This is a genomic window from Leucobacter sp. wl10 (assembly GCF_003569785.1).
GTDB lineage: Bacteria > Actinomycetota > Actinomycetes > Actinomycetales > Microbacteriaceae > Leucobacter.
In genome coordinates, this window is the sequence record NZ_KZ984012.1 from 1 (window position 1) to 14,728 (window position 14,728).

Genomic DNA, 14,728 nt, shown 5'->3' on the forward strand with positions numbered 1-14,728 from the left:
GACCCGGTGTTGCATCGACCGGTTGAACTCACCCATGGTCGCGCTCGACACGAACCACGCAGAACCGGGCGCTGCCGAGGCGCCCGGTGAATCGAGCGCGCCGGGGTTCCGGGTGAGCCTCGAGGTGTTCGACGGGCCCTTCGACCTGCTGCTGAACCTCATCGGCAAGCACGAGCTCGACATCACCGAGGTGTCGCTCAGCCTCGTCACCGACGAGTTCATCGCCTATCTCGCCTCGCTCGATGGGCAGGGCGTCATCGAGCTCGACCGGGCCTCGGAGTTCCTGGTGGTGGCCGCCACGCTGCTCGACCTGAAGATCGCGAGCCTGCTGCCGCAGGGCGAGGCCGTCGACGCCGAGGACATCGCCTTGCTCGAGGCCCGCGACCTGCTCTTCGCCCGGCTGCTGCAGTACCGGGCGTTCAAGCAGGCGAGCGCCTGGTTCAGGGACCGGCTCGCGGCGGAGGAGGCGCGGCATCCCCGGCTCGTGCCGCTCGACGCGAAGTACCGCGACCGCGCACCGGAGCTCGTGTGGCAGCTCTCGCCCGAGGACTTCGCGGCCATCGCCACGCTCGCCTTCGCGCCCCGCGAGATCCCGACGGTGGGGCTCGACCACCTGCACGCGCCACTCGTCTCGATCCGCGAGCAGGCGGCCGTGGTCGTCTCGCTGCTGCGAGGCGCCGGTGGCCGCGGCGGCCCCCGCAGCTTCCGCGAGTTGATCGCCGGGGTGGGGGAGCGCGGGGTGGTCGTCGCACGCTTCCTCGCGATTCTCGAACTCTACCGGCGGTCCGCCGTGACGTTCGAGCAGGCGGAGCCCCTGGGGGAGCTGCTCGTGCAGTGGACGGGCGAGAACTGGTCGGACGAGGAGCTTTCGACGCTGGGGAACGACTATGACTGAGACGACGGAGCAGATGGAAGAGACCGCGGAGACCGAGCAGGCCGCCGATACCGAGCTGTCGCGCGCGCGGAACGGCCACACGCTCGCGCAGCAGCTCGAGGCGCTGCTGATCGTCGCCGACGAGCCGCTCAGCGCGGTGGCGCTCGCCACCGCGACCGACCGGCCCGTGCGCGAGGTGCGGGCGGCGCTCGAGGCGCTCGTCGCCGAGTTCAACGGAGAGGCGGCTGAGAGGCCGGGATCGCCGCGCGGCTTCGAGCTGCGCGAGGTCGCCGGCGGGTACCGCTTCTACGTGCGCGAGAGCCTCGACCCGGTGGTGGCCGACTTCGTGCAGCAGCAGACCCCCGCGAGGCTGTCGCAGGCCGCGCTCGAGACGCTGGCCGTGGTCGCGTACCGGCAGCCGATCTCGCGCGGCGCGATCGCGTCGATCCGCGCCGTCAACGTCGATTCGGTGGTGCGCACGCTGCTGGCGCGCGGCCTCATCACCGAGGTGGGGCAGGATCCCGAGACCACCGCCACCCTGTACGGCACCACCGAGGCGCTGCTCGGCCACCTGGGCGTCGGCGACGTCTCCGAACTGCCGCCCATCGCGCCGCTGCTCGACGACGGCTCGGAAGGGTTCGACCGTGAGCCGGTTTGAGGGCGGGGGCTTCGGCGGATCCTTCTCCGTCGACGGCGAGAACGTCGACGTCGACCTGGCCGAGTTCGGCGGGAACCGGCCGGCGCCGCGGGATCCCGCGCCTCAGGATGATGGCCGCGTGCGCCTGCAGAAGGCGCTCGCGCACGCGGGCGTCGCGTCGCGTCGCGCGTGCGAGGCGCTCATCACGGGGGGTCGCGTCACGGTGAACGGGCGGGTGCGGCGGGAGCTGGGGTCGCGCATCGATCCGGATCGCGACGACGTGCGCGTGGACGGGGTCGTGGTGCAGCTCGACAGCTCCAAGCGCTACTTCGTGCTCAACAAGCCTCGGGGCGTCGTCTCCACCATGCGCGACGAGAACGGGCGCCCCGACCTTCGCGAGTTCACCGATCGCGTCGACGACCGCCTCTACAACGTGGGCCGCCTCGACACCGACACGAGCGGGCTGCTCATCCTCACGAACGACGGGGAGCTCGCGCACCGGCTGGCGCACCCCAGCTTCGGCGTGAGCAAGACGTACGTCGCCAAGGTGCGCGGGCGAGTGACGGCCGCCGTGATCCAGCGCCTCAGGGACGGCGTCGAACTGAGCGACGGGCCCATCCGCGCCGACCGCGCCAAGCTGCTGCCCGGAGGGTCGGGCGGCTCGCACTCCCTCGTCGAGATCACTCTGCACTCGGGGCGCAACCGCATCGTGCGGCGCATGCTCGCCGAGGTGGGGCACCCCGTCGAGGAGCTCGTGCGGCGCCGGTTCGGGCCGCTGCACCTCGGCGCGCTGCGCAGCGGCCAGATGCGCGAGCTGTCGGCGGCGGAGCGCGGGGCGCTGCTGTCGGCGGTCGAGGAGGGCGGCGCCGTGACGGCCGGGCGGCCGGGCGACGGCAAGGGCGCGCGCGGCATGCGCGGCGTGGCGGCCAGGGGCAATCCGCACGGTCGCCGCGACGCCGCCTCGTCGGGCGGCCGGGGCTCGCCAACAGGCGGAGCGAACAGTGTCGCTGGTCGACGGCAGAATGATGCGCAGCAGCCACGCGGCAAGCGGAAGGGAGACGGCCGGTGAACGAGCTCAGAGCGCGCACGCGCGGACCCGTGCACGTGATCGGGGCCGGCCTGCTCGGCGCGAGCGTGGGGCTCGGGCTGCGCGAGCGCGGCGTCGAGGTGACGCTCGAGGATCTCTCGCCGACCACGGTCGCACTCGCGGCAGACTACGGCGCCGGACGGGTGCGCACGGCAGACGACCCGGCGCCTGCGCTCGTGGTCGTGGCCACGCCGCCCGACGTGACCGCCGACGTGGTCGAGCGCGCGCTCGCCGCCTACCCCGAGGCCGTGGTCACCGATGTCGCGAGCATCAAACTGGCGCCCTTCCTCGAGCTCACGCGGCGGGGCATCGACCTCACCAACTACGTGGGCTCGCACCCGATGGCGGGGCGCGAGCGCGGCGGCGCCGTCATGGCGCGCGCCGACCTCTTCAAGGCCCGCCCGTGGGTCGTCTGCCGCGACCACGAGACCCCGGCCGAGGCGCTCGCGCTCGTCGAGGCCGTGGCGCTCGACCTCGGGGGCGTGCTCATCGAGATGACGCCGGAGCAGCACGACCGCTCCGTTGGGCTCGTATCGCACCTGCCGCAGGTGGTGTCGAGCCTGCTCGCCGCTCGGCTCGCGTCGGCGACCGATCAGGCGATCGGTCTCGCGGGCAGCGGCCTGCGCGACACGACCCGCATCGCGTCGAGCGATCCGGAGCTGTGGGTGCAGATCCTCGGCGCCAACCGGCAGCCCGTGGTCGAGCTGCTCGACGCCTTCGGCGCCGACATCGCGGCCTTTGCCGATGCGCTGCGCGATCCGGCGCAGGCCGGTGCCAAGCGGCGCATCGCCGACCTGCTCGCGGAGGGCAACCGGGGCGTCGCCCGCATTCCGGGCAAGCACGGCTCGTCCGAGCACTTCACGACCATCACCGTGCTCATCGACGACCGGCCGGGCGAGCTCGGGCGCCTGCTCACCGAACTCGGAGAACTGGGCATTAACATGGAAGACTTGCGCCTCGAGCACTCGCCGGGCGCGCAGATCGGTTTCGCGGAGATCGCGGTGCTGCCCGAGGTGGCGGAGCGCGCGGTCTCCGATCTCGTCGAACGCGGATGGAGGACGCTGTGAGCGATGCGGTGACACCGCCCCCGATCCTCGTCGCGATCGACGGACCGGCCGGCAGCGGCAAGTCGAGCGTTTCGCGCGCGGCGGCGAAGCGCCTGGGATTCGGGATCCTCGACACCGGGGCCGCCTATCGCTCGCTCGCGTGGGCCGCGCTGCAGACCGGAGTCGACCTCGACGACCCCGAGGCGGTCGTCGCGCTGCTCGGCTCGTGGAGGTACTCGAGCACGCTGCTCGGCGAGCAGCGCATCGGAGTGGTGCTGCCCGAGGGCGGCGAGTGCGCGACGCACGACGTGACCGCCGCGATCCGCGACCACGCGGTGAGCGGGCAGGTGAGCCGGGTCTCACGGCACCCCCAGGTGCGGGATCGGCTCAACGCGATGTTCCGCGAGATCGTCGCCGAGTCGGGGCTGCCCGGCGTGGTGATCGAGGGGCGCGACATCACCACGGTGGTCGCACCGGACGCACCGGTGCGCATCCTGATGACGGCCTCGCCCGAGGTGCGCGCGCGGCGCCGGGCCGCTGAGCTGGAGGGGTTGTCGCACGAGCAGGTGCTCGCCGACATCGCCGCGCGCGACGCGAAGGACGCGCTCGTGGTGGACTTCATCACCCCCTCAGCGGGGGTGGCGCTCGTCGACACGAGCGAACTGGACTTCGAGCAGTCGGTGCGGGCTGTGGTCGATATCGTGACGGCGGCGCCGGCCGCCGCGGAAGAGGGCGTGCGATGAGCGAGCAGAACCCCGGGGCGAGCACCGGGCAGGACGAGCCGGGGGCCTTCGACGCGGCCGCGGTGGCGGAGGACGAGATCGTCGTCGGCGAGGACTTCGACGGCGATGTGACCGACGAGGAGCGCCTGCGCGCCATGCGCTCGAACCTCGAGGGCTTCGATCTGGAGGACGAGGACCTCGCGATCATCGGTGAGGACGGCGAGTTCTTGGGCTTCCGCGAGCCGGTCGCCGAGGCTCTGCCCGTGGTCGCGATCGTCGGCCGGCCGAACGTCGGCAAGTCGGCCCTCGTCAACCGCATCCTCGGTCGCCGCGAGGCCGTGGTCGAGGACGTGCCCGGTGTGACCCGCGACCGCGTCACCTACTCCGCCGAGTGGAACGGCACGCGCTTCAGCCTGGTCGACACCGGCGGGTGGGAGCCGGACGCCAAGGGTATCGACGCCTCGGTGGCGCTCCAGGCCGAGGTGGCGATCGAGCTCTGCGACGTCGTGCTGTTCGTGGTCGACTCGCGCGTGGGCCCCACCGCGACCGACGAGCGGGTGGTGCAGCTGCTGCGCCGCACCCACAAACCCGTCTTCCTCGTCGCCAACAAGGTCGACGACCCGGTGCTGGAGGCTGAGGCGGCGCAGCTGTGGTCGCTCGGGCTCGGCGAGCCGCGCGCCGTTTCGGCGCTGCACGGCCGAGGCGTGGCCGACCTGCTGGATAAGGTCGTCGAGGCGCTGCCCGAGGAGTCCTCGGTGGCGCAGCCGAAGCTGCTCGGCCCGCGTCGCGTCGCGCTGCTCGGCCGCCCGAACGTGGGCAAGTCGAGCCTGCTCAACAAGGCCGCCGGTGAAGAGCGGGCGGTCGTCAGCGATATCGCCGGTACCACGCGCGATCCCGTGGACGAGCAGGTGGAGATCGCGGGCCGCGTGTGGACCTTCGTCGACACCGCCGGCATCCGCCGCCGCGTGCACCTGCAGAAGGGCGCCGACTTCTACGCGTCGCTGCGCACCGCGGCCGCGCTCGAGAAGGCCGAGGTCGCGGTCGTGCTCATCGACGTGACGCAGGAGATCAGCGACCAGGATCTGCGCATCATCGACCTCGTGCTCGAGTCGGGTCGCGCGCTCGTGCTCGCGTTCAACAAGTGGGATCTGCTCGACGACGACCGCCGTCGCTACCTGGAGCGGGAGATCGAGCAGGATCTCGGCCACGTGGACTGGGCGCCGCGCGTCAACATCTCGGCGCGCACCGGCCGCCACCTCGAGAAGCTCGTGCCCGCCCTCGAGACGGCGCTCGAGTCGTGGGACACCCGCATCCCGACGGGCAAGTTCAACGCCTTCGTCGCCGAGCTCGTGCAGGAGCACCCGCATCCGCTGCGCGGCGGCAAGCAGCCGCGCATCCTGTTCGGCACGCAGGTGCAGAACCGCCCGCCGACCTTCGTGCTCTTCACCTCGGGCTTCCTGGATCCCGGCTACCGCCGCTTCATCCAGCGCCGCCTGCGCGAGCGCTACGGCTTTGAAGGCACCCCCATCGTGCTCAACATGCGCATCCGCGAGCGCCGCCCGCGGCGGTAGTCCCGCTCTCGAGGATCGCCGGTCATGAGACGAGCGGGCCCCCGAGTTTCCAGTACCCCATGAAGGCGACCCGCTCCTTCGGCACGAGAAGCGTGCCCACCAGGTAGCGTCGGATGTCGCCGGTGGCGGTCGCCTCCCCGGCTATCCACGCATACAGGCTCGTCCGTATCGTCGCGTCGCCGCTGTTCAGCGTCCCCCAGTCGCGAACGGCGCGCTCCAGCCGACTTCCGGGTGATGAACCGGCGTCGACGACGCGGGCGGTGATGCGTCCGCCCTCCGTCAGAAGCGCGCCGTTCGCGGGGTGGGCGAGTTCGAGGAGAACCTCGGCGGAGGTGTCCGGTGCGAGGCCGGTGAGGATGTTGTTGATCGCGGGAAGCGCCGATTCGTCGCCGACGAGGAGGACCCTCCGGGGGACCGTCGGCGGAGCGTAGTGGATCCCGTACCCCGTGTAGCCGACGCGGACATCGGGACCGGTGACGACGAGTTCGTCGCCGGGCCGGCAGCCGAGAGCCCAGGCGGAGGCCGGACCAGCCGGCTCGTGGACGAACAGATCGACGTCGATCTCGCCGGCTTCGGGCCGGATCGCGGCGGGCGTGTAGGTCCGGAGGACGTTGCGCCGATTCTCCGGGAGCGCCTTCCACCGGGTGTACCACTGCTTCGGGTGCGGGGTCGGGTCGTCCAGGAGCCCGAAGTCCGGCCGGCTGCCGTCGGACATGGGAAGGACGAGCTTGATGCGCTGGTCGAGCCCCCAGGGAGCGAAGTCGCGGAGCGACTCACCGGCCAGGGTGATGCGGATGAATCCCGGTGTGACCTGCACCTTGCGGGCGACGCTGACGGGGAATGCGCTGTACTCCCACGGCCGATCCGCGCGGGTGGTCCGAGCGGGGAGCGTCATCGCGGGGCCTCCTCCGCGTCGGAGGCGGGCGCGCCGAGGGGCACGACGAGCGGCCCGCCGGTGACGGGATCGTCGATGACGACGTTCGGCAGTCCGTAGATCTCTTCCACCCGTGCGCTGGTGATCACCTCGGCGGGAGCGCCCGCGGCCAGAATGCGGCCGTCTCGCATGGCGATGATGTGGTCGGCGTAGCGGGCGGCGGCGTTGAGGTCGTGGAGCACCGCGACGACCGTGCGCCCACTGCGGTTCAGGTGCGCGAACAGTTCCATGAGTTCGACCTGATGGGTGATGTCCAGGAATGTCGTCGGCTCGTCGAGCAGCAGCAGATCGGTCTGCTGGGCGAGCACCATGGCCACCCACACGCGTTGGCGCTGCCCGCCCGAGAGCTCGTCGACGCGCCGCGGCGCGAGGTCGCGGGTCCCGGTGGCGGCGAGCGCATCGCGCACGGCGGCCTCGTCGGCATCCGACCACTGCCGCAGGAGACCCTGGTGGGGATATCGGCCGCGTGCGACGAGATCGGCGACGGTGATGCCGTCGGGCGCGATCGCGGACTGCGGGAGCAGCCCGAGACGGCGGGCGAGATCCTTCGCGGCCAGGTTCGTGATGGCCTTTCCGTCCAGGATCACCTGCCCGGCCTCGGGCGCCAGGAGGCGGGAGAGACCGCGCAGGAGAGTGGATTTGCCGCAGGCGTTGGGGCCGATGATCACGGTGAACGATCCGTCCGGGATCGCTGCGGTCAGATCCCGGATGATCGGGCGCCTGTCGTACCCGAGCGTCACCCGCTCTGCGCGGAGTCGGGCCGCCTGCTGAGTCGATGTCGAGAGGGTGGTCTGGTCAGGCACGGTGACGGATCTCCTGGATGAGTGTAGCGACGAGGTAGACGCCTCCCACGGAGACGGTGACGACCCCGACCGGCAGTGCCGCCGGGAGGACGTGCTGCGCGAGCAGATCGGATGCGAGCAGCAGAAATGCTCCCACGAGCGCCGAGAGCACCAGCGACAGATACGGCGTGCGGGAGACCCGCCGGGCGACCTGGGGCGCGGCCAGCGCGATGAACGCGACCGGTCCGATCACGGCGGTCGCGACGGACACGAGCCCCACCCCGATGAGGAGCATGAGCGTTCGCACGACGACGGGCCTCGCGCCCGTGGCGGTCGCGACGTCGTCGCCGAGATCCAGCTGCCGCATCTGCGGGGTGAGGACCGCCAGGGCCAGCAGCAGAGGCAGTCCGACGGCGATGGCGCCCGTGAGCGGTGGCGCGGTGACGCCGTTGAGGGTGCCCGCGCCCCAGGCCGAGGCGAACATCGCCGTCTCCAGCTCGACCTCGAGCAGCATCCACGTGTTCGCCGAGGCGAGGATCGCTGCGACGCCGATCCCGATCACGATGAGCCGGAACCCCTGCACCCCGCCCCGGTGCGCGAGCCCCCAGATGAGGGCGGCCGTCAGGAGCCCGCCGAGGACCGCCCCGGCGGTCATGAGCGGCCAGCTCGCGGACAGGAACACGACGGTCAGGAGCATTCCCGTGAAGGCGCCGTTGGAGAGCCCCAGGATATCCGGACTCGCCAGCGGGTTGCGGGTCACGGTCTGGAACAGCGCGCCGGCGATCGCCAGGAATGCGCCCAGCACGATCGCCGCGAGCGCGCGGGGAAGCCGCCACTCGAACACCACCGTGCGATCGAGCGCCTCACCGCCGCCGAGGAGGGCGCTGAGGACCGCGTCCGGGGCGAGCGGATAGGTGCCGAGCCCGAGCGCGGCGATCGTGAGGATCGCGATGGCGAGCACGAACGCGGCGGCGGTGATCAGACTGCGCGTGCGCAGGGGAATCGTGAACGGGCCGGCCCGGAGAAGGCGGCGCCGGTAGCCGACGTCCGTCGTCTCGGCGTCTCGAGCGCGGATCATGACAGGGTGCTCGCTTTGCGTCGACGGGCGAGGACGATGAGCACGGGGGCGCCGACGAACGCGGTCACGATGCCGACTGGGATCTCCGCCGGGGAGATCAGCACTCGCCCGAGCACATCCGCGAGGAGCACGATCACCGGGCCCAGGCCGAGGGAGACCGTCAGCACCGTGGGCTCGTCCACCCCGAACACCCAGCGGGCCACGTGGGGGACCATGAGGCCGACGAACGAGATCGGCCCGGCCAGGGCTGTCGCCGCGCCGGCCAGGACGGTCACCGTGACGATGACGCCGATCCTGATCCCGGCCACGTTCGCGCCCTGCGCCCTCGCCACGTCCTCGCCCAGCGCGAGCGCGTTCAGGCCGGGGGCGAGGAGGATCGCAGCCAGCGCGGCGAGTCCGAGGAGGGGCAGCAGCGGGAGGAGGACTTCGAAGCCGCGGCCGAGCAGTGAGCCGGCGTTCCACGACCGCATCTGCTCGAAGGCGTCCGGGTTGCTCAGCGTCATGCCGGTGGTCATCCCCGAGAACACCGCTCCGAGCGCGACTCCGGCCAGGGTCAGGCGGATGGGATCGGCCGCGCCGCGGCCGGAGGATCCGATCAGGTAGACCGCGACGGTGACCGCGAGCGCTCCGAGGAAGGCCAGCCAAACGAACGAGGAGATGCTCCGCAGCCCGAAGAACGCCACCCCGACCGCGACGGCGAACGCCGCACCCGCGTTCACGCCCAGGATCCCCGGGTCCGCCAGCGGATTGCGGGTGAAGGCCTGAATCAGCGCCCCCGCCGCCCCCAACGCGACGCCCACCACCAGGCCGGTGACGGTGCGGGGCACGCGCAGCTCGTTCACGATGTACCGCGCTTCGCTCGAGCCGCCGCCGCGCAGCACGTCGACGAGCACCTCGAGCGGGAGCGAGTTCGAGCCCACCGTGAGCGACAGCGCCACCGCAACCGCGAGCGCGACGGTGATGCCGGCGAGGCCGAGCGCGACCCGGCCTCGCCGACTCGTGGTCAACCGCGCCTCACCCTCGACGCGGACGCCGGTCACTGCTGCGCTTCGAGGAACTGCTCGATGTCGTCGAGCACCAGCTTTCCGCCGCCCGGGCCGACCCCGGAGATCCAGTAGCTGGTGTCGACGGGCGTCACCGACGGGAACGCGGTGCCGTTCTGCGTGATCGCGGCCGGGATGGTCGACGCATCGTCGACATCGGCGGTCGCGACGAAGACGTAGTCGGCCTGTGCGGTCAGGATGTTCTCAGGAGAGATGTCGGCCATGAGCCCGTCCTCCCAGTTCTGCTCCGGGATCGACAGCCCCACGCACTCCAGCGCGCCTCCCGCGAAGGACGTCGGTCCGTACAGGCTCAGTGTCGTCTCGTCTCGCGGCCGCACCAGGTTCGCCGTCTTCCCCTCGACGTCGAACTTGCCGGCGATCTGCTCGCACCGGCCGTTGAACTCGTCGAGCAGATTCTGCGCCGCGTCTTCACGACCGAGCGCCTTGCCGATGAGCCGCACGTTCTCCTGCCACGGGTCGGCCTGCGTCTCCATGAACACCGTCGGCGCGATCGCCTGCAGCTGGTCGTACAGCTTCGAATGCCGCGACTCCGTGCCCAGGATCAGATCGGGCTTCAAGGCCGCGATCGCCTCGAGATCGGGCTCGGGCACCGTGCCCACCGGCGCGACTCCGTCGACTCCGAGGTACCCGGGGATGCCCGAGACGTTGCTCGCCACCGCTGCTCCCACCGGCGTAACGCCAAGCGCCACCGCTGTATCCAGCTCGACCGGTTCCAGCGTGACGACGCGCTGCGGATCCTCCGGGACCTCCGTCGTGCCCCGCGCGTGCTTCACGGTGCGCGTCCCCGACGCCGCTGCCGCTTGGTCGGCCCCGCTCTGCTGAGGCTGAGAGGCGCAACCCGTCAGCGCCAGCGCAGCGACGAAGAGTGCGGAGGCGAGGGCGAGGACCCTCCGATACCGAGGAACGCGCATGCGAGAGAAACCTTTCTCGAAGTAACTGGGAGACACCGTCGATCATCGACAACCATACAGCAGATGAAGGCAAGGTTGCCCTAACTCTCGAAACGGGAGCCTCCGCGGGCGCGCTAGCCTCGGAGAGTGGCCCCCTCCGAGACCCCCGATCCCGCGCACGGCCCCGATCCGGAACCGCGTCGGGATCTGACCCGCCTCGAGGCGGCGATCGACCGCGCCGCGCACCGCCTGCTCGCGGGGCGCCCGGAACGCGGGGCGCGGGCGTGGCTCATCGAGTTCGCGGTTTTCGTGCTCAAGCAGGCGTGGGCGTGCGTGTTCGGGGCGCTGCTGCTCGCCGTGATCGTCGCGGCCCGGTTCTGGTACCCCGACGACGCGCCGCTGGCGCGCAACGACGCGCTGACGGTCGCTGCGATCCTGATCCAGATCGGCATGCTCGTGTTCCGGCTGGAGAGCGGGCGCGAGCTGTGGGTGATCGTGCTGTTCCACATCACGGGAACCGCGATGGAGCTGTTCAAGACCGATGCGGGCTCGTGGGCCTACGAGGCCGAGGGGGTGCTGCGCATCGGCGCGGTGCCGCTCTTCAGCGGCTTCATGTACGCGGCGGTGGGCTCGTACATGGTGCGGGTCCACCGGCTGCACGACCTCGGCTTCGACCGCTACCCGCGGGTATGGGCGACCACGCTCGTGGCGGCGGGGATCTACGTCAACTTCTTCAGCCAGCACTTCATCGTCGACCTGCGCTGGCTGCTGCTCGCGCTGGTCGTGCTGCTGTGGTGGCGCACCGTCATGCGCTTCCGGGTGTGGCGGGCTACGCTGCGGGTGCCCCTGCTGCTGGTGTTCGCGGGGGTGGCGGTGTTCATCTGGCTGGCCGAGAACATCGGCACCTGGGCCGGGGCCTGGCTCTACCCGAACCAGGAGGGCGGCTGGGAGATCGTGTCGCCGCAGAAGCTCGTCTCCTGGTTCCTGCTGATGATCATCTCGGTGGTGATGGTGACCTGGGTGTACCCGCCTCGTGTCCCCGGGGCGGGTACGGCTGTCAGGCCAGGAACGGCAGGCTGAAGACTCCGAGGAAGATCAGCGAGAGCATCACGACCGCCGCAAGCGCGGCGAGCGCCAGCATGATGCCGTTGAGCCAGACGCCCCAGAGCGCGAGGGAGCGTTCGCTCGTGCCGCGTCGCAGCGCGATGACGCCGAGGATGAGGCCGGTGATCGGCGCGATGAAGGTCCAGCCGCTCACGACCGACGCGACCCCGAGCACGAAGCTGGTGATCGCGAAGCCTCGGGAGCCCTCCGAGACGGGCTGGGCGAACTGCGTGGTGCCGGCGCCGGTGATGGTCGAGGGGGTGATGTGCGCGGTGGTCATGATCGGTGTCCTTTCGTCGTGTCTCCACGGTACGTCCGAGGCTCGCCCGGCCGCGTCCTGCCCAGGTATCGCCTCGCTCGTACCGGAGTACCACCGTTCAGGCGCGGTCCGGTGCGGTCCTCGATCATCCGGTGCGGTCCTCGGTGATCCGGTGCGGTTCTCGGTGATCCGGTGCGGTTCTCGGTGATCCGTGTGCGCCTTTTGGGCGCATCCATTGCGGCGAAGCGCCCAAAAGGCGCACACGGATTCCGGGGCAGGGCCGCGGGTCGGGGTTCCGGGTCGGGGCTCCGGGGCAGGGCCGCGGGCGAGGACCGCGAATCAGAGGCGCGGATCCCGGATCCCCGTCAGTGCGAGGCCCCGGAGACATCGGTGCCGCGGGGTGCCATGAAGAACACGAGCGCGGCGACGGCGAGCATCATGAGGCCTCCCGCGATCCCGGTCGCCTGCAGCGAGTGGGTGAAGGCCGTGCCCGCCTGGTACGCGAGATCCGGCAGCCGAGCCTCGCCGGCGATCGCCACCGCGGCGCCCAGCGACGCCTCGGCCTGCCCGGCCGTCGTCGCGTCGAGCCTCGCGAGAGCGCCGCTGCCGACGAGCTCGGCGCGGTAGATCAGCGCCGAGATGCTGCCGAGGATCGCCACGCCCAGCACCGCGCCCAGCTCGTAGGAGGTCTCCTCGAGCGCGCCCGCGTTGCCGGCCTTCTCCTCGGGTGAGCCGTGCATGATCATCGCCGATCCGATGGCGAGGGATCCCGTGCCGGCGCCCACGAGCGTGAGCGCGATGAGCACGGTGAGCGTGGTCAGCGTCCCCGGCTGCAGCGCGATGATCAGCATGCCGGCGCCCGCGAGGCTCACCCCGCCGGCCAGCACGGCGCGCGCACCGATCCTGCGCGCCAGCGGGGGAGCGGCGAGCGAGGCAAGGGCGCCCGCGATCGCGATCGGGAAGAGGCGCACCCCCGCCTCGACGGGCGTCGCTCCGTCGACGAGCTGTATCCACTGCGCGATGAGCAGCAGCGCGGCCGCCATGGCGAACATCGAGCCGAGCGCCGCGACGATGCCCGCCGAGAACTCGCGGTTGCGGAAGAGCCGCAGGTCGAGCAGCGGGGAGTCGCTGCGCACGCAGCGCGCGACGAACCAGGCGAGCAGCGCCGCGCCCGCCGCGAACGCGGCGAGGGCCTCGGGCACGAGCAGGCTGGCCTCCTTGCCGAAGGTCTTGATGGCCCAGACCAGCAGCGTCATGCCGGCGAGCGAGAGCAGAGCCGCGAGGGCGTCCCAGCGACCCGTTACGCGCACGCGCGACTCGGGCAGGATAGCGAGCCCAGCGATGACGCCGGCGGCCATGAGCGGGACGTTGATGAGGAACGCCGCCTGCCACGAGAAGTGCTCGAGCAGCAGGCCGCCGATGAGCGGGCCCACCGCGGCGCCGAGGCCCGAGACCGCGGCCCAGATGCTGAGGGCGGTGGCGCGCTCCTTGGGGTCGGTGAAGATGACGCGGATCAGCGACAGCGTGATCGGCATGATCATCGCGCCGCCCACGCCGAGCAGCGCGCGGATCGCGATGACCGCCTCCGCGCTGCCGGCGAGCAGCACGAGCAGCGAGGCCGCGCCGAAGATCGAGTAGCCGAGCAGCAGCATGCGCTTGCGGCCCCAGCGGTCGGCGATCGCTGCGAACGAGACGAGCAGGCCCGCCAGCACGAGCGAGTACACGTCGATGATCCAGAGCTGCTGGTCGGAGGTGGGGTGCAGCTCGGCCGCCATCTCGGGCAGCGCGATGTTGAGGATCGTCATGTCCATCGTGATCACGAGCAGGCTCGCGGTGAGCACGGCCACCGCCGCCCAGCGGCGCCTCGAGTTGAGGGGCGGCGCGGTGCGTGCGGCTGCGGCTGGGATGGGGGAGGTCATGATCTTTCCTGTGGTGGATCGGCTGTGGTCTGGGTGGTCGATGCGGAGGGAGGCGGGCCGGCATCGACTGGCATCGTGGCGAGGGCGCGCAGCGCTCGCGTGATCTCGTGGTGCTCGAGGGGCTGCTCGTGCAGGCCGGCGTGCATCGTGGCCCCGTCGAGGTAGACGGCGATGGCTGCGGCGCGCTCGCGGCCGATGTGCTGCGCGAGCATGTCGGTGAGGCGGTCGAACCAGCGCAGCGCCAGGGGGCGCAAGCGAGGATCGGTGACCCCGGTCGTCATGAGCGCGATGTCGGCCTGGAGCACGCGGGTGTCGTGGAGATACTCGAGAAACTGCGCGACGGCCCGATCCGGATCGTTGACGAACTCGCTGAGGAAGGGCTCCAGGTTGGCCAGCTCCTCGTCGATCTCGTCGGAGAGCTGCTGCAGTGCCGCCTCGCGCAGCTCGTCGATTGAGCCGAAGTACTGCGTGGTCGAGCCGAGGGGCACCTGCGCGCGGGCGGCGACCGCGCGGTGCGTGAGCGCGGCGGCCCCGCTCTCGACGATCAGCTCTGCGGCGGCGGACAGGATCGTGCGGCGGCGCCCCTCGGGGTCGCGGCGTTTAGGAGCGGCCTGAGGTGCGAGCGGGGTCGCGGTCGTGGCGGGTTGCGGCATCGTTCGCGTCTCCTCCGGCGAGGTCGATAGATGTACATATGTACATGTACATATGTACAGGAACGTCGGCCGGTGGGCAAGTTTTCTTCGTGTGGCTCGCCTGGCGCG

Annotated in this window: 14 protein-coding genes and 1 pseudogene; 7 read left to right on the forward strand and 8 right to left on the reverse strand. The window is 71.3% G+C overall.

Going from position 1 to position 14,728, the window contains the following annotated elements; all coding sequences use genetic code 11:
• The first annotated feature begins 34 nt into the window (after positions 1–34).
• The 6 genes and pseudogenes from D1J51_RS16215 to der all read left to right on the forward strand — a co-directional run bounded on the left by D1J51_RS16215 (position 35) and on the right by der (position 5,937).
• Entirely contained in the window at positions 35–895 is an 861-nt protein-coding gene (locus D1J51_RS16215; protein WP_119076961.1) for a segregation and condensation protein A, read from the forward strand.
• The gene (locus D1J51_RS16220) at positions 888–1,532 is read left to right on the forward strand and encodes an SMC-Scp complex subunit ScpB (protein ID WP_240423383.1); all 645 of its coding nucleotides are present in this window, start codon (positions 888–890) and stop codon (positions 1,530–1,532) included. The genes D1J51_RS16215 and D1J51_RS16220 overlap by 8 nt, the downstream gene beginning before the upstream one ends.
• A 118-nt stretch (positions 1,533–1,650) precedes the next feature.
• Positions 1,651–2,403, forward strand: a pseudogene (locus D1J51_RS16225) (pseudouridine synthase); the annotation flags it as partial.
• Positions 2,404–2,576: 173 nt separating this feature from the next.
• Entirely contained in the window at positions 2,577–3,665 is a 1,089-nt protein-coding gene (locus D1J51_RS16230) for a prephenate dehydrogenase (RefSeq protein ID WP_119076963.1), read from the forward strand.
• Positions 3,650–4,387: a (d)CMP kinase gene (cmk, locus tag D1J51_RS16235; RefSeq protein ID WP_119076965.1), complete on the forward strand. Its 738-nt coding sequence runs from the start codon at positions 3,650–3,652 to the stop codon at positions 4,385–4,387. Before D1J51_RS16230 ends, cmk begins: the two co-directional genes overlap by 16 nt.
• Positions 4,384–5,937 carry a ribosome biogenesis GTPase Der gene (gene der / locus D1J51_RS16240; protein ID WP_162903901.1) on the forward strand — a complete coding sequence of 518 codons (1,554 nt, stop codon included), beginning with the start codon at positions 4,384–4,386 and terminating at the stop codon, positions 5,935–5,937. The genes cmk and der overlap by 4 nt, the downstream gene beginning before the upstream one ends.
• A gap of 22 nt (positions 5,938–5,959) precedes the next feature.
• Here the strand turns inward: der and D1J51_RS16245 are convergent, their stop codons facing one another.
• Genes D1J51_RS16245 through D1J51_RS16265 form a run of 5 tightly spaced genes read right to left on the reverse strand, consistent with a single transcriptional unit; the run spans position 5,960 to position 10,706 of the window.
• Positions 5,960–6,832: a siderophore-interacting protein gene (locus D1J51_RS16245; protein ID WP_119076967.1), complete on the reverse strand. Its 873-nt coding sequence runs from the start codon at positions 6,830–6,832 to the stop codon at positions 5,960–5,962.
• Complete coding sequence (locus D1J51_RS16250; protein WP_119076969.1) at positions 6,829–7,674, reverse strand: ABC transporter ATP-binding protein; 846 nt, start codon at positions 7,672–7,674, stop codon at positions 6,829–6,831. Before D1J51_RS16250 ends, D1J51_RS16245 begins: the two co-directional genes overlap by 4 nt.
• Entirely contained in the window at positions 7,667–8,731 is a 1,065-nt protein-coding gene (locus D1J51_RS16255; RefSeq protein WP_119076971.1) for a FecCD family ABC transporter permease, read from the reverse strand. The genes D1J51_RS16250 and D1J51_RS16255 overlap by 8 nt, the downstream gene beginning before the upstream one ends.
• Positions 8,728–9,771: an iron chelate uptake ABC transporter family permease subunit gene (locus D1J51_RS16260; protein WP_240423385.1), complete on the reverse strand. Its 1,044-nt coding sequence runs from the start codon at positions 9,769–9,771 to the stop codon at positions 8,728–8,730. The genes D1J51_RS16255 and D1J51_RS16260 overlap by 4 nt, the downstream gene beginning before the upstream one ends.
• Positions 9,768–10,706: an ABC transporter substrate-binding protein gene (locus tag D1J51_RS16265; protein WP_119076972.1), complete on the reverse strand. Its 939-nt coding sequence runs from the start codon at positions 10,704–10,706 to the stop codon at positions 9,768–9,770. Before D1J51_RS16265 ends, D1J51_RS16260 begins: the two co-directional genes overlap by 4 nt.
• 126 nt (positions 10,707–10,832) lie before the next feature.
• On the opposite strand from D1J51_RS16265, the gene D1J51_RS16270 reads away from it, so the two are divergent.
• Positions 10,833–11,765 carry a DUF817 domain-containing protein gene (locus D1J51_RS16270; protein WP_371414098.1) on the forward strand — a complete coding sequence of 311 codons (933 nt, stop codon included), beginning with the start codon at positions 10,833–10,835 and terminating at the stop codon, positions 11,763–11,765.
• On the opposite strand, the gene D1J51_RS16275 is transcribed toward D1J51_RS16270, so the two are convergent.
• From D1J51_RS16275 to D1J51_RS16285, 3 genes are all read right to left on the reverse strand, one after another.
• Positions 11,743–12,069, reverse strand: a complete 327-nt coding sequence (locus D1J51_RS16275; protein ID WP_240423387.1) for a DUF4190 domain-containing protein — start codon at positions 12,067–12,069, stop codon at positions 11,743–11,745. The genes D1J51_RS16270 and D1J51_RS16275 overlap by 23 nt on opposite strands.
• Before the next feature lie 344 nt (positions 12,070–12,413).
• Positions 12,414–13,967 (reverse strand): MFS transporter, encoded by a 1,554-nt coding sequence (locus tag D1J51_RS16280; RefSeq protein WP_119076974.1) that lies wholly within the window; start codon positions 13,965–13,967, stop codon positions 12,414–12,416.
• Positions 13,964–14,620, reverse strand: coding sequence for a TetR/AcrR family transcriptional regulator (locus tag D1J51_RS16285; RefSeq protein ID WP_119076975.1), 657 nt, complete (start codon positions 14,618–14,620; stop codon positions 13,964–13,966). The genes D1J51_RS16280 and D1J51_RS16285 overlap by 4 nt, the downstream gene beginning before the upstream one ends.
• Between the last annotated feature and the right edge of the window lie 108 nt (positions 14,621–14,728).